16 protein-coding genes are annotated in these 21,125 nt (G+C 63.2%); 4 read left to right on the top strand and 12 right to left on the bottom strand.

The window, feature by feature from the left end; translation table 11 throughout:
• Positions 1-82: 82 nt before the first annotated feature.
• Both PAB09_RS03410 and PAB09_RS03405 read left to right on the top strand, forming a co-directional pair.
• Positions 83-634, top strand: coding sequence for a PPA1309 family protein (locus PAB09_RS03410; RefSeq protein ID WP_271034674.1), 552 nt, complete (start codon positions 83-85; stop codon positions 632-634).
• A gap of 73 nt (positions 635-707) precedes the next feature.
• Positions 708-1,418: a hypothetical protein gene (locus PAB09_RS03405; protein ID WP_271034673.1), complete on the top strand. Its 711-nt coding sequence runs from the start codon at positions 708-710 to the stop codon at positions 1,416-1,418.
• 7 nt (positions 1,419-1,425) lie between these two features.
• Here PAB09_RS03405 and PAB09_RS03400 read toward each other — a convergent pair whose 3' ends face one another.
• Positions 1,426-2,475, bottom strand: a complete 1,050-nt coding sequence (locus tag PAB09_RS03400) for a YlbL family protein (RefSeq protein ID WP_271034672.1) — start codon at positions 2,473-2,475, stop codon at positions 1,426-1,428.
• A gap of 232 nt (positions 2,476-2,707) precedes the next feature.
• On the opposite strand from PAB09_RS03400, the gene PAB09_RS03395 reads away from it, so the two are divergent.
• Positions 2,708-4,168 (top strand): zinc-dependent metalloprotease, encoded by a 1,461-nt coding sequence (locus PAB09_RS03395; RefSeq protein ID WP_271034671.1) that lies wholly within the window; start codon positions 2,708-2,710, stop codon positions 4,166-4,168.
• Between the two features lie 187 nt (positions 4,169-4,355).
• Here PAB09_RS03395 and PAB09_RS03390 read toward each other — a convergent pair whose 3' ends face one another.
• Positions 4,356-4,877 (bottom strand): M48 metallopeptidase family protein, encoded by a 522-nt coding sequence (locus tag PAB09_RS03390; protein WP_271034670.1) that lies wholly within the window; start codon positions 4,875-4,877, stop codon positions 4,356-4,358.
• A gap of 118 nt (positions 4,878-4,995) precedes the next feature.
• On the opposite strand from PAB09_RS03390, the gene PAB09_RS03385 reads away from it, so the two are divergent.
• Positions 4,996-6,195: a hypothetical protein gene (locus tag PAB09_RS03385; RefSeq protein WP_271034669.1), complete on the top strand. Its 1,200-nt coding sequence runs from the start codon at positions 4,996-4,998 to the stop codon at positions 6,193-6,195.
• A gap of 166 nt (positions 6,196-6,361) precedes the next feature.
• Here PAB09_RS03385 and PAB09_RS03380 read toward each other — a convergent pair whose 3' ends face one another.
• The 10 genes from PAB09_RS03380 to PAB09_RS03335 all read right to left on the bottom strand — a co-directional run bounded on the left by PAB09_RS03380 (position 6,362) and on the right by PAB09_RS03335 (position 21,117).
• Positions 6,362-8,413 carry an ATP-dependent DNA helicase UvrD2 gene (locus tag PAB09_RS03380; RefSeq protein WP_271034668.1) on the bottom strand — a complete coding sequence of 684 codons (2,052 nt, stop codon included), beginning with the start codon at positions 8,411-8,413 and terminating at the stop codon, positions 6,362-6,364.
• Positions 8,414-8,512: 99 nt separating this feature from the next.
• The gene (locus PAB09_RS03375) at positions 8,513-9,226 is read right to left on the bottom strand and encodes an NUDIX domain-containing protein (RefSeq protein WP_271034667.1); all 714 of its coding nucleotides are present in this window, start codon (positions 9,224-9,226) and stop codon (positions 8,513-8,515) included.
• Positions 9,227-9,251: 25 nt separating this feature from the next.
• A complete protein-coding gene (locus tag PAB09_RS03370) occupies positions 9,252-10,325 on the bottom strand; it encodes a potassium channel family protein (RefSeq protein WP_271034666.1) in 1,074 nt (357 codons plus the stop codon).
• 253 nt (positions 10,326-10,578) lie between these two features.
• Positions 10,579-13,914 carry an ATP-dependent helicase gene (locus PAB09_RS03365; RefSeq protein WP_271034665.1) on the bottom strand — a complete coding sequence of 1,112 codons (3,336 nt, stop codon included), beginning with the start codon at positions 13,912-13,914 and terminating at the stop codon, positions 10,579-10,581.
• Positions 13,911-17,060 (bottom strand): ATP-dependent DNA helicase, encoded by a 3,150-nt coding sequence (locus PAB09_RS03360; RefSeq protein ID WP_271034664.1) that lies wholly within the window; start codon positions 17,058-17,060, stop codon positions 13,911-13,913. Before PAB09_RS03360 ends, PAB09_RS03365 begins: the two co-directional genes overlap by 4 nt.
• Positions 17,061-17,063: 3 nt before the next feature.
• Complete coding sequence (locus PAB09_RS03355; RefSeq protein WP_271034663.1) at positions 17,064-17,903, bottom strand: TIGR02569 family protein; 840 nt, start codon at positions 17,901-17,903, stop codon at positions 17,064-17,066.
• 143 nt (positions 17,904-18,046) lie between these two features.
• Positions 18,047-18,715, bottom strand: coding sequence for a CE1759 family FMN reductase (locus PAB09_RS03350; protein ID WP_271034662.1), 669 nt, complete (start codon positions 18,713-18,715; stop codon positions 18,047-18,049).
• 29 nt (positions 18,716-18,744) lie between these two features.
• Positions 18,745-19,878 (bottom strand): CE1758 family FMN-dependent luciferase-like monooxygenase, encoded by a 1,134-nt coding sequence (locus tag PAB09_RS03345; protein ID WP_271034661.1) that lies wholly within the window; start codon positions 19,876-19,878, stop codon positions 18,745-18,747.
• Between the two features lie 121 nt (positions 19,879-19,999).
• Complete coding sequence (locus PAB09_RS03340; protein WP_271034660.1) at positions 20,000-20,884, bottom strand: DUF3152 domain-containing protein; 885 nt, start codon at positions 20,882-20,884, stop codon at positions 20,000-20,002.
• 5 nt (positions 20,885-20,889) lie between these two features.
• Positions 20,890-21,117, bottom strand: coding sequence for a DUF3107 domain-containing protein (locus PAB09_RS03335; protein WP_271034659.1), 228 nt, complete (start codon positions 21,115-21,117; stop codon positions 20,890-20,892).
• Between the last annotated feature and the right edge of the window lie 8 nt (positions 21,118-21,125).

Below are 21,125 nucleotides of genomic sequence, written 5' to 3'. Positions count from 1 at the left end.
GCTATAAGGCCGGTGGCAGCTTGTGCGTGTATTTTCCTACTCTACGTCACAGTAGTTACTTCGAGACTATAAGGAATTTCGGATGACCCCTCCCGAGCTTTCCCCCCAGGCATTAAATAAGGCCATGTTGGAAGCGGTCGACTTTATCCACGCCGAGGGCTGGGACGCCTCCCCCACCTTGTTTGCGCTGGTTCCTGCTTCTTTGCTTGCCGACGCCTCCCCGGCGCTGCTCGAAGAAGACACCGCTCCTTTGACCCTGGTGGTCCAAGACAACCTACCGGAGACCATCCTGCCCGGCTCGGAGGAATTGGGTGACTATATCTCCCGCATCGCCTGGCCACCGCAGGTGGTGGGGGCGATCTTGGCTCAGGAGATCATGTTCCGCGATACCTCCTCGACAGATCCCACCCCCCGCCCGGCGCGCCTGTTTTCCGGGGTGTTGCGCTCAGATGCGGAGCTGACCTTGTTGCAGCTGCGGCGTTCCGAGGAGGAACTGGCTGCGCTGGGTCCTTTTGCTGAGGACAAGGTGGAGCTGCGCGGTGGCCCAGGTGTTGCACCGGGTGTCATCTTGGCGTTGAAGGCGACTTTTGATAACTCCTTTGATGAGTTTGATGATGGGTTGGGGACGCTCTAATCGCACATGCGTTTAGGATGGGTGTTGACTTAAGTTTTTTATTTTTTATTTCGGCGGAAGGGCTTGGCACACCGTGCGCTTTACCTTGAGAGTTTCCGTGAAGGCCACCCGGGCGGCTGTTGTCGCGGGCTGCGCCTTGACGCTGGTGGCGTGCGGCGGCGGTGACCAATCCGAGGCCGCCCCCGAAGGCGAGACTCAGGTTCAGGCCCCTGCGCAGGCCCCGGAGACCACCAGCGCGACGCCTTCTCCTAGCCGCACCCAGGAACCGTCGGAAAGCAACGATGCCCGCACTGAGGCGACCGCAACCTCGTCGAAACCGCGCCCAACCGGCTCTGTCACCTCCGCCAGCGGCGAAAAACAAAAAGCCATCGAGGATGCGCGGAAAAAGTTCGGCTCGCTGGCCCCGGATTCCCTCTTCGACCAGTTTGACTCCTGCGCCCCCAACGGAGTGCAGGACTCGGTGGCCTGCGATGGCGACGAAGTAGGCCAGTTCCAGTTCTATGCCTCGGATGCGAAGGCCGCCTCGACCACACAATTGCTCACCGAGCTGCGTTCCTCACGCGTGGTGGAGGATACGGGCACAAAGGTTGTGGGTTGGTCCACACTCGGCAGCATCGCCGTGATCACCGTGGTGGACAATGACAAGGGATTGATCCTGCAGCACATGGTCTCGAGCGACGAGTATGATCCGGCCGAGCGGATCTACGAGCTGGGCCTAGCAGACCAGCCCGCCTCAGCTACCGACGAGCCGGATGCCGACGAGACCGCGAAGGAAGACGCCTAGCGCCACGCTAGTCGCAGGTGACCACGTCCTTGCCGGCGCTGTAGGCCTCCAACTGGCTGATGGCATCGTCGATGGAGGTGACCTTCAACACGGTGATGCCGTCGTCCTCGCTCGCGGCTTCGGCGCAGTTGTCCGCAGGGGCCAAGAACACCTCCGCGCCGGCGTCCTTGGCCGCCTGAATCTTGTGGGTAATGCCGCCAATTGGTCCCACGGTGCCTTCGTCATCGATTGTGCCGGTGCCGGCCACGAACTTGCCTCCGGTCAGCTCCCCCGGGGAAAGCTTGTCGATCACCGCCAGGCTAAACATCATGCCGGCACTCGGCCCGCCGACGTCCTCGAGGTTGTAATTCACGCTGATGCCACCGGCGGGGATGGCCTCCATCGACACGCCGAGAAAGGCCACGGAATCATCGTGCGGATGCGCGGCTAGGGTGACCGTTGCCTCCTGCTTGATGCCCTCGCGCTCGTAGCCGATGGTGAGCTCATCGCCCGGCTTCTTGGCCTGCACTGCATCACGAACCTGGGAGGGGCTAGTCTTATCCTCGCCGTCAACGCTGAGGATGATGTCACCTTCTTGCAGCACGTCCTTGGCGGGGGAGGCGTCGGTGGTCTGAGCAACCCGGGTGCTGACCGGAAGTTCGAGGTAGTTCATCGCGGCGATGGTCGCCGAGGCCTCGGAGACAGAGAAGGCCTCCTCGTTGGCTTGGTTGACCTCTTCTTCGGTTTGATCCTGCGGGAAGATCTGTTCGATGGGCACCAGCGTGTCGCCATAGAGCAGCCAGCGGGTCATGGCCTGCAGGAGCGTCATGTTTGAGCGCACCGACACCGTGGTCATGTTCAGGTTGCCGCTGGTCTCATCCAGGTCGGCGCCCTGGATGTCCACCACCGGCTCCCCGTCGTACTCGCCGAGGGTATTAAAAGTAGGTCCTGGACCTTCGGCGGCGTAGGGCACCGTGAGGCTAATGTCTGTTCCGGGGATGCGGTCGAAGGTAACCAGGCAGGAAAGCAAGACCAGGGGCACAGCCCCCAAAGCGATGGTGCGCAGTTGTCGATTCACGGTTTATAAGGGTACATCCCGCGGTGGCCGGCATGCTCCCCCACCACTGGGGAGCTCGCGTGCGCCGAACGCAAACAAGGAGTTTTCCCACCGTGAGGCGTCGGCAAGCAGGGCCTCGCGAACACGCGCCGTATCGCAACCTAAATGCCAAGCGCACGGTGTTCGCTAAGAGCGTTGCGCAATACGTGCATAATCATGGCCATATCGGCACGAAGGCAGGTAGGTTTAGGGCATGAACTCTAACGGATTTGGCTTTTCCTTTAACTTCGGCGGCAACGACGATGACGATAACGGCGCTAACCGCGGCCCCAACCCCTTTGGTGCCGGCGGTTTAGGAGACATGCTCAATCAATTCGGGCAGATGCTGTCTGGGATGGGATCGTCAATGAACTCCCCCGATGGGCAAGGCCCCGTTAATTATGCCCTCGCCGAGCGCATCGCCCGCCAGCAGATCGGCACTCCCACCCCGCTGGGACCGGAGGATGAGTCGGCCGTCACCGCCGCGGTGCAGCTAGCGGAGATGTGGCTCGACGATGCCACCATCTTGCCGGTTTCGGGCAACAAGGTCGAGGTGTGGAACGAGGAGCAGTGGCTCAATGGCACCCTGCCCATGTGGAAACGCATGGTCACCCCGGTAGCCGAGCACATGAACGAGGCTCAGATGCAGTCGCTGCCCGAGGAAGCCCGCGAGATGGTCGGCCCCATGCTGAACATGATGAACCAAATGTCGGGCATGAACTTCGGCATGCAGCTGGGAAATGCCCTCGGCGACCTGGCCTCACAGACGCTGACCGGCTCCGACTTCGGCGTGCCCGTGGCGCCGACTGGCGTTACCGCGATCTTGCCGCGCAACCTCGCGCGCATCTCCGGCGACCTCAAGGTGCCGCGGCAGGATGCGCTCGTTTACCTCGCCGCCCGCGAAGCCGCTCGCCAGCGCCTGTTTAAGCATGTCCCGTGGCTGTTGGAGACCCTGGTTTCCTCCGTGGAGGAATACGCCGCAGGTCTTGTGATCGATACCTCGCACATCGAGGAGGCCATGCGGGAGCTCAACCTTGAATCCGGCGACCCGGCAGCCATTCAGGATGCTATGCAGCGCCTGCAGGGACTGGACATGTCTCCGCGTATTAGCTCCCGCAACGCCGCCGCCGTCTCCCGTTTGGAGACTTTGCTCGCACTCATCGAGGGCTGGGTGGAAAACGTGGTCCTCGACTGCATGTCCGATCGCATCCCCAACACCCAGGCACTAAGCGAGGCGTGGCGCCGCCGCCGTGCCACCGGTGGTTCCGCGGAGAAGGCGTTTTCTGCCGTGGTGGGCATCGAGTTCGGTGCCCCTAAGGTCGCCGAGGCTCAGGAGCTGTGGCGCCGCGTGACCGTGGCGGTGGACGTCAACCGCCGCGATCACATCTGGGATCACCCGGATTTCCTCCCCTCAGCCGAGGATCTGGGCAACTCCGCCGAGTTCATCGACTCCCTGCTCGATTCCGCCGACATCGACGGCTTCGACCCCATCGCCGAGATCAACGCGCTCGAGGAGATGCTTGCCAACCAAGCCAATGCAGATAAGCCGGATGCCGCGAAGGCTGACGGGGCCGACAGTGCCGAGGGGAAAGAAAACGCTGAAGACACGAAAGACACTGACGCTACCGACAACGGCGATGACACCGATGCTGGCACCGACGACAAGTCGTCCTAAGCCGTAGACGGCTTCGTCAAAGGCTGTTTACCCCGCGTGATCCACCACAGCGTGCGTGGTGACCCGGGGTTTTGTATGCCTTAAAGCCACCAGTGTTTTCACGGCAGCCACGTGTATTCCACGGCGGAGATGAGCGCTGTGGCGGAAACAAGCGATATCAGGCGGTATCACTGGGAATCGGCCGCCATCAACGCCCAAAGCGGGAATAGGCCTCGAGATATCCCTTCGCGCGCTCGGCCTTGGGGGCCTTGTCGGCCCAGAACCAAAACTCATCGCTGTGACCTCCTTTAGTAAAGGTATGGACCAGCTCGTGGACGATCACGGAGTCGAGGACGTAGGACGGCACCTGCTGCAAAAGGTGCGAAATCCGGATCGTCCCAGTCGCGGGGGTACAACTTCCCCAGCGAGTGTTCTGATTAGTCACCCAGCGGATCGACTCAAACCGGGCGCGTCCGTCGAGGACCTGCTCGTTGAGGCGCTGGGCACGGGTGGCGAGGTCATCGTCGCCTAGTCCATGGGAGGTTTTCTTGGCCTTGACCTTGGCCACCATCTGCGCCACCGCCTCGGCCTCCTCCGTCGGCGAAAGCCAATCGGGAACGCGGACGATAAGTTTATCGTCTACCAGCTTTGCCGCGATCGACTTCTTGCGACGAGCAGAACGAATCACCTCAACGGCGAAATCCGTTGCGGGCTCTACGTGGTCTTGCATAGTAGACAACCTTAGCCAACCACCCGCCAACCGCACCGACGGCTGGAGGGAAAGGTTTCCCCGTCGCATGCTCGTTGAGGCACGGCCCCGTATTCGAGCCCGACGAAAGGTACGCGCCTTGGACAATATCGACACCACCGCCGCCCCGCTGGTGTTAAGCCGCAATGCCCACATCATCCTGCGCCCGCCGACCGGGTTGCAGTGTGGCACCGACCCGGAACGCGCGGGCATCGTCGCGCTGCCCGAGCATCTCATCGCCAAGGTGGCAGGCGTGCTCGCCGCCTGTCGACGCCCCACCCTGACCCTACCGAGGCAGCTGCGCAACACCGGCCTGGGGATAATCCCCAGCCGCAACCTGATTAGCGATCTCTTGGCCCACGGTGTGCTCACTGTCTTCGTCCCCGACAGGGAGGTCGCCATCCTCGGCCGCTCGCACACCGCCTCCCTCGTCGCCGACATCCTCACCGAGACAGGCATGAAGCCACGCCTGCCGCAGCGCGACGAGTCCGAGGGCAGCTTCTTGCTTCGCATCAGCGAATCCATCCCCGCCATCGATATCGGCTTCCGCCACCTGCTCTCGGCGCGATCCGCGCTGCTTGCGCGCCGAAGAACCATCATTCCCGCCCGCATCGTGGACGGGGAGGTGATCATCGGCCCCTTGCGTATCGACGGTGACGGGCCGTGCCCATTTTGCATCGACCTTCACGAATTGCGCGCCGACCCGCAGGCCCGCATCCTGCGCAGCCAGCTCAGCGCGGCCATGCGCTTTGACCCCCTGTGCGAGCACATGCTGGCATCCCGGGTGGCCGCGATCCTGCACAACCTCACCGAGCCTCTTCCCGGCCCCGGGATGCAGGTTGAAAGGCCGGAACCGGGCCAGGTGGTGCGCATGAGTCCCTACCGCGACGAGGTGAGCGTGGGTGTTATGGAAAGGCTGAAACTGTGCCCGCTGTGCGAGCACCCCGAAGGAAAACTGCCACCGCTGCTCGACGCGGAAGTGCTCGCGCACCGCGACGCCAAGGACCTCAAGAACAAACTGCGCTACCCGCCTGCTAGGCCCGCCATCGTAACAACCGAAGACCTCGAGGCCCTCGACAGCTTAGAAAGCCCCGCCTGCAGGGGCCTGTCAAGCGTGCCGGGCGTGGAAACCTGGATCGAAGGCGAGGCCCGCGACGTCGGAAAGCACTCCGGGTGTGGGTGCAACGGCGAAGAAAATGAAGGCTGTGCATGTGACAGCAGGTGCAATGACAGCAGGGAACCTGACGGCACCGCCTGCTACGGCGCCGAATGCGAAGCAGGCCGCGGCGCCACCGCGTGAGACTCGACGCGGGTGATTGCGCGCCGGCCTTGAATTACCCCTCGACGTTTTCACATCATAAGCTGCGGTCATCGATCCGACACCTTAAGATGATGTCCCTCATCTCGGTCGAACGGTGCGGGGCCCAGCCGTTCGCCAGGATCCCCGCTTAGCCTGACTAGCTGGGCTAACGAAACTGCTCAAGCACCTCTAAAACATCCGCCCCGAACTTTTCCACCTTGACGGGGCCAACGCCTGCGATCGCAAGCAGGTCCGCTTCCGTTTCGGGCATAGCCTCGGCCAGAGCCATGAGCGTCGCGTCGGTAAAAACCATGTAGGCCGGCTGCTGCAGATGGGTACACACGGACAGGCGCCAGGTGCGCAGGGCCTCGAATACGCCCTCGCCCGCCTCCGACGGGCAAGTCTCGCAACGCCCCAACACCTTCGCCGTAGCGGTCTCCAGGGTTCGGCCGCACACGCGGCAGCGCTGCACCCTGCTGCGACGCCCCATCGTGATCGCATCCACGTCCGGGGCGATGCCGTCGAGGAAGCGGGAACGCTTGCGGGTGGCACGCCCGCCCTCCTGGCGCGCCTTCGCCCAGGAATGAAATAGGTACTCGCGCGCGCGGGTAATGCCCACATAGAACAGGCGACGCTCCTCCTCTATCTGAGTATCGCCCGCCTTGATGGCATGGCTGATCGGCATCATGCCCTCGGTCAAACCCACCAGGAAAACCGCATCCCACTCCAGCCCCTTAGCCGCATGCAAAGATGCCAGGGTCACGCCCTCCATCGTCGGCGGGTGCTTGGCACTGGCGCGCTCATTCAAGGTGCGGATCAACCCAGCGAGATCAAGGTCAGGGGTGGCTCGGGTCAGTTCCTCGCACAGCTCGGACAGCGCCTTGAGCGATTGCCAACGCTCACGGGCCTGCGCGCCATCGGGCTCAGCGTCCGTCAAACCCAGTGGCGCCAGCGCGGCCTTTACTACCGACTGCAGGTGCTCACCTGTGGCGGCGAGATAATCCTCCACCTGCCCGGCGCGCGCCAGCTGGTTCATAGCCTGGCGGATCTCAGCGCGCTGGAAGAACTCCTCGCCACCGCGAACCTGGTAGATGATCCCCGCATCAGCCAGGGCCTGCTCGAAGGCCGCCGACTGGGCGTTGATGCGATACAGCACCGCGATCTCGTGCGCGGGCAGGCCCTTGGCCAGCAGCTGCTTGATGTGGCCCGCCACCGCGCGGGCCTCGCTGGGCTCATCCTCGAAGGTTAAAAACGTCGGCTCCGGACCTGCCGGACGCATGCCCTCCAGCTTGAGGCGGGTGCCCGCCACCCGGCCGGTTGCCTGCCCGATGACCCGGTTAGCAAGGTCGGTGACCTGTGGGGTGGAACGGTAGTCACGCTGCAGCTTGACCACCGTGGCGTGCGGGTAGGTGCGCGAGAAATTCAACAGGTAGTCCGGGGTTGCCCCCGTGAAGGAATAGATGGTCTGGTTGGCATCGCCGACCACCGTGAGATCATCGCGCTCGCCTAACCAGGCGTTGAGGACCCGCTGCTGCAGGGGGGTGACGTCCTGGTACTCGTCGACGACGAAGGTGCGGTACTGCTCCCTAAACTCCTCGGCGATGGCGGAGGAATTCTCCAAGGCTCCCGCTGTGTGGAGCAAGAGGTCATCGAAGTCTAAGAGGATGCCCTCAGGAGTGGTCTTCATCTGCTCGTAGCGGCGATAGACCTCGGCCACCTTCTCCGGTGCCGTCGGCGGCTTGCGACTTCCCGCATGGTCGAGGTAGCCGTCGGGGGCGATCAGCATCGCCTTCGCCCACTCGATTTCACCGAGGAGGTCGCGCACCATTTCCGTATCGGTCTGTAGCCCCACCGAACGGGCCGCGCGTCCCACCAGCGGGAACTTGTTGTCGACCAGCCGCCACGGAAGATCCCCTGCCACCTGTGGCCAGAAATAGCGCAGCTGCCTGCGCGCTGCCGCGTGGAAGGTACGTGCCTGGACCCCGCCGATGCCCATGAGCCCTAGGCGGTGGCGCATCTCGCCGGCGGCGCGGTTGGTAAACGTCACCGCCAGCACGCGCCCGGGGCTGGCCAGCCCCTGATCGATGAGGTGGGCAATGCGGTAGGTGATCGTGCGGGTCTTACCCGTTCCCGCCCCGGCCAGGATCGCCACCGGGCCCCGCGGGGCGGTGGCCGCCTGAAGCTGATCGGAATCGAGATCGCCGAGGTTTACACCCACGTGCTATTCCTTCCCCTTGATGAATGTGGATCCTTGATGTAGTTGTGACAAACCTTCGCGTCACCGCTGAGTGTGAGGCAGCCGTGGAACAAGTGCTTGTTAGCTGCGGGGCTGGCGCATCCACTCCCCGATCAGCCGTGCCGCAAGCGAGCCCGTGGTGGGAAGCGGATACACCTTGTCGTCGATGTCTTTTCTGCTGGCCCACACGATGTCGATGAGTTCCCCGTCAGTCTGGGTGACGGGATCTTCGTCGGTGGTGGTGGCCTTCATGCCCACCATCACCGAACCCGAATACGGCCATGGCTGGCTGGCCACATACGTTGCGTCCTCGATGCGGCGCCCGGTCTCCTCCTTGACCTCGCGCACCATAGCCGCCTCGAAGGTCTCGCCCAGATCCACGTAGCCGGCCACCAGCGAGTAGAAACTCGGGCGCAGCCGATTCTTGCCCAGGAGGATTCGCTGTTGACCAGCGAGCTCGATGATCCCGATGACCGCCGGATCGATGCGCGGGAACACCTCCCTTCCAGCTTCGGTGCGCCCGACGGTGGGATGCTGGAAATCCAGCTCGTCACCGCTGGTGGGATCGACGCGGGTACGCTCTCTAAAACCCAAGACGCCGAGGGCATACACGGCCAATTTATCGCTTGCCCTGTGCCACTGTGGGCCCTCACCCTTATGGCCTAGGCGCTGCACCCACAGGCCATCTCCTATCGGGAAGGCGGGCAATAAGGCCACCCTTTGCGACAGTTTCGGTGTGCCGTTTTCGTGTTGGATGCGACCGTAGGCGTCGAAAAGCAGGCAATCCTCATGCATCTGAATAAACGCTCACCTCAGGGGACTAGTTCTGGCCATCGTCGGCGAAGACGCGGCGCACGTACAGCAGGCGATCGCCCGGCTCGACGGTCTCGGCCTCCGGCGAGTCGATGCGGTAGAGTTCGCCGGATCGCACCACGCCGAGCACGATGTCTGCAAGGTGCCGGGGGTTGGCACCCACTTCATCCTCGGCCACGAGGCGCTCGGCGACGGAGAAGCCTTCATCGGGTGAGAGAAGGTCCTCCATCATTTCCACCACCGACGGCGTCACCGTTGCCAGGCCAAGCATGCGGCCGGCCGTCTCGGAGGAGATCACCACCGAATCTGCGCCCGACTGCTCTAGCAGATGCTGGTTCTCCGACTCGCGTACGCTTGCCACAATCCACGCGGAGGGGGCAAGCTCGCGCACGCTCAAGGTCACCAGCACCGCCGTGTCATCCAGGTTCGGAGCCACGACCACGGCCTTCGCCTTGGGCACGCCCGCCAGGCGCAAGACATCCGACTTGGTGGCCGTACCAGTCACGGTTACCAGGCCAGCGCTTGCGGCTAGCTCTAAGGCATGCTGGTCGGTGTCGACGACGACGATGTCCTTCGGCGGTACGCCGTCGGCAAGCAAAGCGGCAACCGCCGAACGGCCCTTCGTGCCGTATCCGATGACCACGGTGTGATTGCGCAATCTCTTCCTCCAGCGCTGAATCTGCCATGCCTTGCGCGACTCCTCCGTCAGCACCGACAAGGTGGTACCGACCAGGAGGACGACGAACAACAGGCGAAGCGGGGTAATGATGATGATGTTAAGCAGGCGCGCCTGCTGCGTGACCGGGGTGATGTCACCATAACCTGTCGTCGACAGTGACACCGCCGAATAGTACAACGCATCGATGAAGGTCAGCGGCTCCGTGTACCCGCCCTTGTCGAAGTACACGATCAAAGCCACGGCAATAATCAGCCCCAAAGCGTAAACGAAACGCCTCAAGATCAGCTTGACCGGGCTGGCGACCTGCTTCGCAGGCATCCCGATGACATGCAACAAGGTGTGCTCAGGCATGCCCGTAAGCTTGTCCACCGAGCGGAAGCGCTCGAAATAACGGTTAGCCATGACGCATCACAAGTCCAGACACTTTGATCAATTGAGGGAATAGAACGGCGTGGGCCGCACACGCAGCCCACAGTATTCTGCCATTCTACTTCTCAATCCAAAACACCAAACCTAGGAATGCCACTTCCCACGACCACACCCCTCGCCTCTTTCTATTGCCCCGCAGCACGCAGGCTTTCGGCGAGCACCGTTGCGGGGAAGGTTCGGTCTAGCGTGCATAGGAAATCTCTTGCTTCGATGTGGATTGTTTTCTCTATTGGGTCGAGATGTGAATAGGTTTTCCTCCGGAACCATCCGAGAGATCCGAGGCACCATGTGCCTGCGCCTGCCGCAATAACCTCGCCAGCTCCGCCTCGCCGGGCAGATCCTTCGGCGCGATGAGCTCGCCGTCCATGACGTAATAGAAGGCGGCCTCGATTTCCTGCTCATCGATGCCCTTCAAGCGCGACCATGCCAGGCGGTAGACCGCAAGCTGCAGGCGGGTGGCCACCATCTGCGCCGCGGTGGGACGATGGCCGGTCTTCCAGTCGATGATCTGCCAGTGGCCGTCGCTCGATTCAAAGACCGCATCCATGCGCCCGCGCAAGACGATGCCATCGATCGAAACCTCGAAGGGTTGCTCCACGAAACGCGGCATGCGGTCGGCCCACTCGGAAGAAAGGAACGCCTGCTTCAAGGCCTCCAGATCCACATCGGTGAGTTCCTCGTCGATGCCGGGGAGCTCATCCACATCGAGCAACGCCTGCCCGCCGGCGCGATCCTCCAACCACTGGTGGAAGGCCGTACCGCGCTTTGCATAGCTATTGGGCTTAAAGGGCACCGGGCGGCGCTGGCGGCGGGCGAACTGCTCCGGATTCGCCTTCAGCGCGACCATGTCGGTGGCGGTGAGCTCACGGGATAACTCCACCTCCACCACCGGTGTCTGGGCGGCGGTGTACTCCTCGATCAGCGCAGCCACCTCCTTTTCCCAGGTGGTGTAGATCTCCTTGTCTTGGCTGAGCTCCGGCAGGGACGCCATCGCCTCTTCCACCACCGCCATTCCGCGCGGGCGCCACCCGGACTGGAAGATAGCCTCCACCGGCGCCTTGGCGGCGGCCTCGTCGGCGTCCTCGGCGCGGTCATACCAGGAGACCACCGTCTCCGGGGCGAGAATGTCCTGCCGCTGCTTGAGTAGCTCAAAATTCTCATAGGGCTCGGCGCCCTTGATGGTTCCGTCGAGCGCGTGCGCGGTGATCATGAGCCGGTGCTCGGAGCGGGTCATCGCCACATAGAACAAACGAGTGGACTCCTCGGCCAGATCGTTGCGGAAGTCATCGATGTGGGCCTTGATCGCCTCCTCAAACTCCTTGCGATTGGTGACGTCTTCGACGTTGAGGACCGGCGCGCCATTGCCCAATCCGGCATCGTGCTTGGCGTCACCGCGCAGGGTAGAGGGAACCCTTTCTACCCTGGTCAGCCAGGTCTCCGCCTTGCCCCCGTAGGTGCTCGCGTCGGCGTTGAGCACGCAAACGGTACCCCATTCCAATCCCTTGGCCTTGTGGGCCGTAAGAATCTGCACCCGGTCGGCGCGCACCTGAACCTCGCCCGGGGTCAGCCCGCCCTCGTGGTCGCGGGTCAATGCAAGATAGTCCAAAAACATCGGCAGCGTGTTGCCCGGCACCGCAGCGAACTGGGCGACCACATCTGCAAAGCGCTCCAGGTGGGTGGTTCCCACCGCGCCATCTTCGCGCGGGTCCTGACGCGTAAGTACCTCCGTGCGCAGGCCAAGCTGGTTGTCGATCTCGGTGAACAGGTCCGGCAGCGATTGGCTAAGCCCATAGGTACGCAGGTAGCGCAGCACGGAGGCAAATTCTTGGAGACGCCGATAGCCCTCGGCGGAGTAGCGCTCCGGCTCGCCGAGGTCTGCCAGGGCGTCGGCCAGCCCCACCACTGTCTCCGGTTCCTGGGTGGACTGTTCGGCGATGATCTGCTCCAGCTTGATGAGTGGATCAATCGAGTACTCCACCTTCTTGTTGGACCGTCCCGCAAGGTTGGCTGCGCGCTCGGCCAAGGCCTTCACGTCATTGATGCCCAACCCTACCCGCGGGCCGAAAAGCATGCGCATCGCCGCATGGGAGTCCCACGGGCGCACCAGCATCGTGGCGGTTGCAATCAGGTCCTGGATCTCCGGGACGTCCACCAATCCGGCGGTGCCCACGATCTCAAAGGGGATGCCGCGCGCGGCCAGGGCATCCGCGATCGGCTGCGCCTGTCGGTTCTTACGCACGAGCACCGCGGCGGTAAACGGCCGGGCCTCCTGCTTGGCGAGTGCGTATTCTGCGGCCAATTCATCGGCCACGAAGTCCAGCTCTGCCTCCTGGGTTTTGAAAAAGCCCAGCTCCACCTTGCCGGGACCTGCGCCGGGGCGCGGTGACAGCGGCGCCACGGGGCGCGGGCCGCCGCCGGGCTTTTCCAGCACCGTCGCTGACACCGCGTTGGCGAGGTCGAGGACTTCGGCGGGGTTGCGGAAGGAGATGGTCAGTTCCATCTTCGGCGCGGGCTTATCATCGGCGGCGAAGTCGGTGACGAAGCTTTCCAGGTTGGCCGCCGTCGCACCGCGCCAACCGTAGATGGACTGCATGGGATCGCCCACGGCGGTGACCGCCTGCCCCTTGAACAGGCTTGACAGTAACACGCGCTGGGCGTGGCTGGTGTCTTGGTACTCGTCGAGCATGATTACCTTGAAGCGACGGCGCAGCTGCTGCCCCACGGAGGGGTTCGCCTCGGCAAGCCGGGCCGCCAGCGACATCTGCTCGCCGAAGGTAATGAGGTGGTTGTCCTTGAGGTCCTCTTTCAGCAGGCGCACAAGGTCCAAGAACTGCAGGCGGTGAAGCTGCGTGTCTCGGTAGTTGGTCATGTCCTTGTTGAGGCTGTCGCGCTGCCGCGGTGCTTTGGGAAGCTCGTCGAATAGGCTCACAAACGGGAAGGTCTCCTCGGCAATGTCCGCCGGGTTGACCATGTGGTTATCCATCTCCTGGGACAAGGCCAATACCTTTCCCACCACATCGCCTACCGAGTTGCTCACCGAAAGCTCGCCGGAATAGGTGCTCACGATCTGGTGTGCGCGCTGGTAAAGCTCCGTTTCGGTGATCAGCCGGGAGCTGGGCTCCATCGGCAGCAGCAGCCCAAACTCGCGCAGCAGGCTACCCGCGAAGGAGTCATAGGTAGACACCTGGGGGCTAATAGCCTCCAAAGTGTGAGCCAACTTCCCGGTCGGATCGAGATCGCGCAGCTGCTCGATCCCTGCGAGTTGCTCCAGGCGGTGCCGGATGCGCTGTCCTAGCTGCTGGGCGGCCTTGCGAGTAAATGTCAGTCCCAATACCTGATCTGGGGTGATATAGCCATTGGCTACCAGCCACACCACGCGCGCGGCCATGGTTTCGGTCTTACCGGCACCCGCACCGGCGACCACCAGCATGGGGCTAAGGTCGGCGGCGATGACCTTGGCCTGTTGCGGGGTGGGCGGAAACTTCTGTCCCAGCATGGCCGACAGCTGGATGGGGTCAACTACGGGTGCATGCACCTGCTCACCTGCTGTTGGGTTCGTCATTGTGGGGTCATCCTTCCGGTGGCGGTAGCTGGGCAGATGGTGTGGAAGTCGCAGTATTGGCAGTTGGGGTTGATGCGCGCGATAAACTCCGGCCCGCGCAATTGGGCCAGCAGGGTGGGCAGCTGCGCGTTGAGCTCATCGAGCTCTTCTTGCGTCTTGGCCACCTGCTCGCGGGTGGTCATGGCCTTGGTCTCAGGGGCCGGGTAGACCAGCTGGGCCATGTCGATCTCAAGGCCGCCGCCGCTTTTAACCTCTGGTTTGCCTTCCTCATCGGTGTGCAACTCGCCCTTGCTCAGGGCTAACTGGTAGGCCGCGAGCTGCTTGTGCTCGGCGGCCTGGGCCTTGGTGATCGCGGTCTTGGCGGTTTTCAGATCGAGGATGCGCAGGCCATCCTTGGATCGCTCAAGGCGGTCGATGCGCCCGGCGATGGTGACCCCGTGGCCGACGTCGACCTTGACGGGGACTTCGGTACCGATGAGCTCGAACCGGGCGGCGTTTTCCACCATCCATTTCTCCAGCCGGGAAACCATCGTGTCCCAGGCCTGCATCGAGGAGGGCACGAGCCAGGAGGGCACCCCGATGAGTTGTTCGTAGGCCGCGCGCACCAACCCGCGCGCGGTGGGGGCATCCACGCCGTTGGCAACCGCCTCGGCGAAGGCGTGGACCAAGGTACCGCGCATCATAGGCACCGTGTTTTCCGATTCCACGCGCACCCGCGACAGGCTGGCGCGCAGGGGGCATTCCAATCCCGTCTCCAGTAGTGAGGGGGAAATGGCACGCACGTCGAGTTCTTCCGACTCGCTCCTGCCACCGGCGGCCCACCAAGTTGCGGGGTCGGCACCGGGCACCCCGGCCGCGGCCAGGCGGGCCAGCTGACGGGCCGCCTGCTCCCGGTCAGCGGCATCGAATGGCGAATCCGCGCCGGATGCCACGACCCGGCGCAGCTCGCCGACGATACTCGGAACACTGAGCAGGCGCACGTAGGTCGGCTCTGCTACGGCACCGGGCTCAGCGAATTCCAGCGCAAGGGCGTCGTCGGTGGCGGAGGCGTCGCCTTCTGTTGCCTGGGCTGGCGAATTGCCCGCATCCGCCTCGCTGTCCAGCAGGTAATGCACGCGCCCGAGCTCCCGCATAAACCGGGAGGGTTCGCGCACCTCATCGGCGTCGGGGGCATCGACGGCGGTGACAATCAACGTGCCTGTAGCGCGAGTGCACGCCAGGTGGAACAGGCGCTTTTCCTCGGCCAGACGCGCTGCGGCATGTGAGACTGGGGTTCCGGGAACAATCCCCTCATCGAGCAGGTCAACGAGCTCTTCCTGACCGAACAGTGAGCCGGTCTCCCCCAGTTGCGGCCACACGTCTTCTTGTACGCCCGCCACGGCCACGATGTGCCACTGCTTGCCGGTGGTACCGTGCGCGCTGTAAACATGTACGGCGTCCGGGGTGGCAAGGCGCCGGTCGCGCACGCCGGTGGGGAGTTCTTGTTCCTCGATGTGGCGCACGAAGGCGCTTACCGACGCCGACGGGCGCCGCTCCACGAAGTCACCGGCGGCATCGAACAAGGCCATCACTGCGTCGAGGTCGCGATCGGCCTGGGAGCCTGCGGCACCCCCGCGCAGGCTCACCGCCTGCAGGTGCTGCGACAATCCGGTGGCGTGCCATATTTCCCACAGAACCTCCTCCACGCTGCCGTGGGCATCGATCGCCGCACGACCTGCGTCGAGCACCCCACGCACGCGGTCGAGGATGTCTTGCTCGCGATCGGTGAGGACGTCTTTCGCGTCCGCCTCCAACTCGGCGCGCTCGTCGGCGAAGCGGGCATCGGGAATAATGAGGCGTTCGAGCATCTGTGCCGCCCGCCGTGTCCCACCGCGACGAATCTCGGCCAGGCGCAAGCCCCGGTAGAGTCTGCGCAAGGTCACCGGGTCGGCGCCACCGATGGGGCCCAAGGCCAGCTCCTCTATTTCGGCCGCGGTCAGTTTTCCGTGCAGCGCGCGCACGGCAAGGAGCAGCGAGGACACGATGCGCTGGGTGGACAGCACCAGATCTGTTGGATCCACGTGGACGGGCACACCCGCCGCCAACAAGGCACGGCGCGCGGGGGCGATCTGGGATTGGGAGCGCACGATGACCGCCATGTCTTTCCAGGCCACGCCCTCGAGCAGATGTTCGCGGCGCAGGCGATCGGCGACGAACTCCCACTGGGCACCGTCGGTAGGCAAAATGTAGCCGGCGGTATGCGGGGCACGGAAGCTTTTTTCTAGGCGCAGCTCATGCTCGACGGGGTGCTTTCTCAGGAAGTCCGGATCCGCGCCGCGGAAGTGAAAAACAGCTTGTTCCGGATCGCCTGCGATGATGGACAACTCCGCCCGCTCGGCGAGAGTGGCCACCAGCTGCGCGGATTTGGGGTCAAGGTGCTGTGCATCATCGACGATGACGGTGCGGGCACCGATGTCTGGGATCTCGTGCAGCAAGACCTCGGAGACAAGCTCGGAGGCAGAAAGGCTGCGCCTTCCCGATAGCGCCATGACCGCCTGATACTCGCGCAGGAACTGCCCCGCTGACATCCACAGCGGACGGTTGTACCTCGAGCCCAGCTCGATGAGGTCCTGTGGCCCTAAGCCGCGCTCTAAGGCGCGCAGGAGAAAATCGCGTAGGCCACGGGCGAATCCCACCATTTCCAGCGCGGCGGTGGCATCCGCGGGCCAGGCCACGGTGCGCTCGGCGGCGTTGCCCTCCAGCAGCTCGCGGATGACGGCGTCCATTTCGGAGCCGGTGATCAGCCTTAATCCCTCATCCATGGTCTGGCGCAGGATGGCAAAGGCCACCGAGTGAACGGAACGGACCATGGTGGTGGCCGAGCTAAAAGAAAAATCCGACAGCCGGTCGGTGATCCCCCGGCGCAGCTGCGCTGCCGCCTCCTTGGAGGTGGCTATCACCAGGATGGTGGAGGGATCGACACCACTGCGAATCTGCTTTGCCACCACATCGCACACGAGGCTGGTGACACCACTGCCAGCAGGTCCGGTCAGCCGCCAGCTTCCCTGTGCTTTTTCAAAGAGCGGATTGTCCCAGTGCCGGTAGACATGGGTGTTGGCGGGGGCGACGAGGCGGACGCGGGGTGTGGGTGGTAGTGGCGGAGTCATACCTTAGAGTGTGACAGAAACGCGCGACATGACTGCGCCCGCCACCCAATTCAAATTCGTACCTGTGTTCGATGTTGCCTGTGGGTGCAGCGCGTGCACGCACACCCGGTAGGCCAACGCGCGCAATAAGAGCTGGTCAATGTGGGGAATGTGGTTGTAGCGGTCGATGATGGCCTCATCGATGGCGCCGATGGCCAGCCCGTCGATGATGCTCAGCGCCGCCGTATACCCATAGGGGTGCGCTACCCCCACAAGGTCGGTGACCGTGGGGGCCTGAGAGCCTGCGTAGATGGTGGTGCCAAACATATCGGCGTGGGTGACCTGCACGGGCGCGTCGATGGGGGCGAGCAGCCGGGAGATCTTTTCTAGCAGTTCCGCGCTGGTTTCCTGGGCGGGGATATCCCGGTCGAACTCTAATTGCGCAAAGGGGTTGTCCGACCATGCCCAGTGATCGGCGATGGAAAAGAGGTCGGAGTTGTCCACCTCGTAGAACGAATCCGGAATCTCCAGCTCGGCGAGTGCCTCGTCGAGGCGCAAGGCCGCGGCCACGGTCTCGTCGACCCGCTTGGTGACGATGCCTGCGACGTAGGTGTTGGCCCGCCACCCGGCGTTGGTGAAGCGGCCATCTGCCGAGCGTATGGGGCGCACGATGCGCACGCCTGCCGGATGTAGGTTTTCGCGCACGCGCGCCGACCAAGCGCTGCGATCATGGTGGGCGACCTGGCTAAAGACCATCGTGCCCACGCGCCAGCCGTAGTCCCACGCGGGGCCTAGCTGTTTGGCCTCGTGATCTGAGGCGTGAAAGGCATCGCGGACGTGATCGGGCAACGCAGTAAATTCCATGAACGTCGATTCTAGTCCGCCCCGCCTGCGCCTTGCTTTCCGACGTTTTCCGGTGCGTCTTTTCAAGCCCCGGCACCGTCTCGGGTACCGGGGCTTGAAAAAGGAATCGATGGACGCTTGCACAACGCTGTGCAGCGGGCGGATTAGTTGCCGCCGTCATGCCCGCGCAGCAGGTCCGCGAAGCTGCTCGAGGGCTTGAGGAAGGGGTTTGTCGCAGGCTTTGCCTGCTCCGGTACGGCAGCGCCGTCATTAAAGTCTGGGCCAAAGCCAACCACGCCCGTGGTATCTACCAGCTGCTTGGCCAGCTCGGTCGCGGCCCTGGTGATGCGTGCGTTGAGGTTGGTTTCCTCGCCGAAGTCCTCGGTGGCGGCGAAGATGCCCGTGGGAACCACCACGGCGTTGAGATAGGCAAACAGGGGTCGCACCGCATGCTCGAGCACGAGGCTGTGGCGCGGGGTGCCGGCCGTGGCGGCGATGATCATGGGCTTGCCCACGATGAGCTTCGGATCGAGGGTGTCGAAGAACATCTTGAACAGACCGGAGTAGCTCGCGGTAAACACCGGGGTTGCAGCGATCATCGCGTCGGCGTCGGCAATGCGCGACTGCACCTCGCTCAGCTTCGGGGTCGGCACCCCGGTGGTGAAATAGGTGGCAATGTCTTGCATGTACTCCGCGATGGAGATGGTGGCAACTTCCAGCCCCTCCCCTCGCTTGCTCACCTGGGCGACCACGGCATCGGCGATGTCCTGGGCGACAGTAGCAGTGTGCGAGGGGTGCGACAGTCCGGCGTGGACAACAAGAAGAGTCTTCATGGTGGTGTCATCACTTCGTTTCTAGTCTCTTACTTTGCACTGGCCGCCAGCGCGCTCGCGGGCTGGATCTCGTGGTGGTAGTGCTCGGGGCCTGCCGCCACCAGGGTTGCATGGGTCGGCGGGTCGGATGGCACATGTGCCGGACGGCGCAGCTCAAATGCCTTGCGCAGCACCGGTACGACCTCGGTACCCAGGATCTCAATCTGCTCGAGCACGACCTCCAGCGGCAAACCGGCGTGGTCGACGAGGAACAGCTGCCGCTGGTAATCACCAACGGCGTCGGCATAGCCGAGGTAACGCTCGATAACCTGCTCCGCGGTGCCTACGGTCAACGGGGTCAGGCGCTCAAACTCCTCGAGCGACGGACCGTGCCCATACACGGGCGCATTGTCGAAGTAAGGGCGGAAGAAGTCCTTGGCCTTGCGCTCCGTCTCCCCGATAAAGACCTGGCCGCCGAGTCCGACGATCGCCTGGTCGGCAGAGCCGTGCCCATAGTGTTCGAAGCGCTGGCGGTAGAGGTTGACCATCGCCTGGGTGTGCTCGATATTCCAGAAGATGTGGTTGTGGAAGAAGCCATCGCCGTAGAAGGCCGCCTGCTCGGCGACCTCGGTCGAGCGGATGGAGCCGTGCCACACAAACGGCGGGGTGTCATCGAACGGGCGCGGGGTGGAGGTAAAGGACTGCAGCGGGGTGCGGAACTCGCCCGACCAGGTCACATTCTCCTTGCGCCACAGGGTGCGCAAAAGGTGGTAGTTCTCCACCGCCAGCGGGATACCCTTCCTAATGTCTTTGCCGAACCACGGGTACACCGGGCCGGTGTTGCCGCGGCCAAGCATGAGGTCAAGCCGGCCGTTGGCCAGGTGCTGGGCGTAGGCATAATCTTCTGCCAACCGCACCGGGTCGGTGGTGGTAATCAAGGTGGTGGCCGTGGAGAACATAATCTTTTCGGTCTGCGCTGCCAGATAAGAGAGCAAAATAGGCGGGTTGGCCGGTGCCGCAAAAGGCGGGTTGTGATGCTGGCCGGTGGCAAAGACATCCAGCCCAACCTCCTCCGCCTTCTTCGCGATCGCAATCGTGTTCTGAATGCGCTCGTGCTCGCTAGGGGTCTTGCCGGTGATGGGGTCGGTGGTAACGTCGCCGATAGTAAAAATTCCGAATTGCATGATGCCATCATAAGCCATGTTTGTTGATTCGTCAACAACTTTGGGCAAGTGTTTTTCCCCCTTCCCCGCTCCGCGGCTGAATACGAAAAAGACCCGTCTGAGCAGGTCTTTTAGGGTTACACTAGGCGCGCGGATAAGGCCAGGGGTTCGGCAGACACACGTTGCCGTTGTCCTCATAGACCTCGGTGGCGTCGATGGCATGCAACTCCGCGTTGGAAAGACTCAGCGTTTGTTGCATCATGATCGGCGCGAGCTGACGGTCCTCGGTGCAGGCCTCGTGTGCGGCATAGCCGATGCCATGGCCGACCTCGTGGTTGATGAGGTACTGGCGGTAACCGCCAATGTCGCCGTTGAAGGGGGTAGCCCCTCTCACCCAGCGGGACTCATTGAGCACCACACGGCCGCCGTCGTTGTAAAAACAGCTGGTCTCCATGGCGATGTCATGCCCGCACAGCTCGTGGGTTGTGCCCACCGAGGTGAGCTGGATGCGCAAGTCGGCCTGCTCCGGATCGGCGATGTGCTCGAAGCGGAAGGCCGGATCGGCAATCCAGCTCTTGGGATTAGTCAACGTCGCATCGATCATCGTGGCAAAAGCGTCATCGCCGCCATAACCTGCGGTGTCCACGCCGTTTTCCACCTCCACCACGTAGGTAAAGGTCTTCTCCTTGCCTTCGCCCGCAGCGGCACCAGCAACGCCCACCTGGCGGTAGGTGGTATCGCCCTTTTCGGTGTAAGGGCCGCCTGCAGGCAGCTCCTCCGCCGCGATGGCGATCGCGGGCTGGTCGGCCGGGTCAGGCCCGACGTTGCCCTCCTGCTCTTCGTGGCCGGATCCTTCCCCGGCCTGGGTGCCGGAGGTGGCGACGATGGGCTCTGGGGTCGGCGAAATGAAAACGTCGTACAAGACCCACACCGTGATGACGGTCAGGACCGGGATGGCGTAGGCACGCCAACCGTATTCCTTGGCAAAGCGGACAAGGAAGCTTTCATTCGCCGACTCAGAAGACATCGATGTTAGGCCCCCGCGAATCCAACGGTGCGGGTGTTTTGAGTACCCACCTCGACATAGGCGATGCGGGAATTACGGATCAGGTAACGGTTGCCCTTTTCGTCGGAAAGATCGAGGACGCCGCTATCGTTGCCGAGCGCCTCGGACACGCGGGCCGCGATCTCCTCCTGCGAGGACTGCGAGTTAATGACGAGCTCACGTGGGGAATCTGCGAAACCGATCTTGATATCCATAGTGTTGG

Source organism: Corynebacterium sp. SCR221107, from assembly GCF_027886475.1.
Taxonomy (GTDB): Bacteria; Actinomycetota; Actinomycetes; order Mycobacteriales; family Mycobacteriaceae; genus Corynebacterium.
Note: the sequence above shows the minus strand (reverse complement) of the source record. Positions and strands in the feature narration are given on the sequence as shown.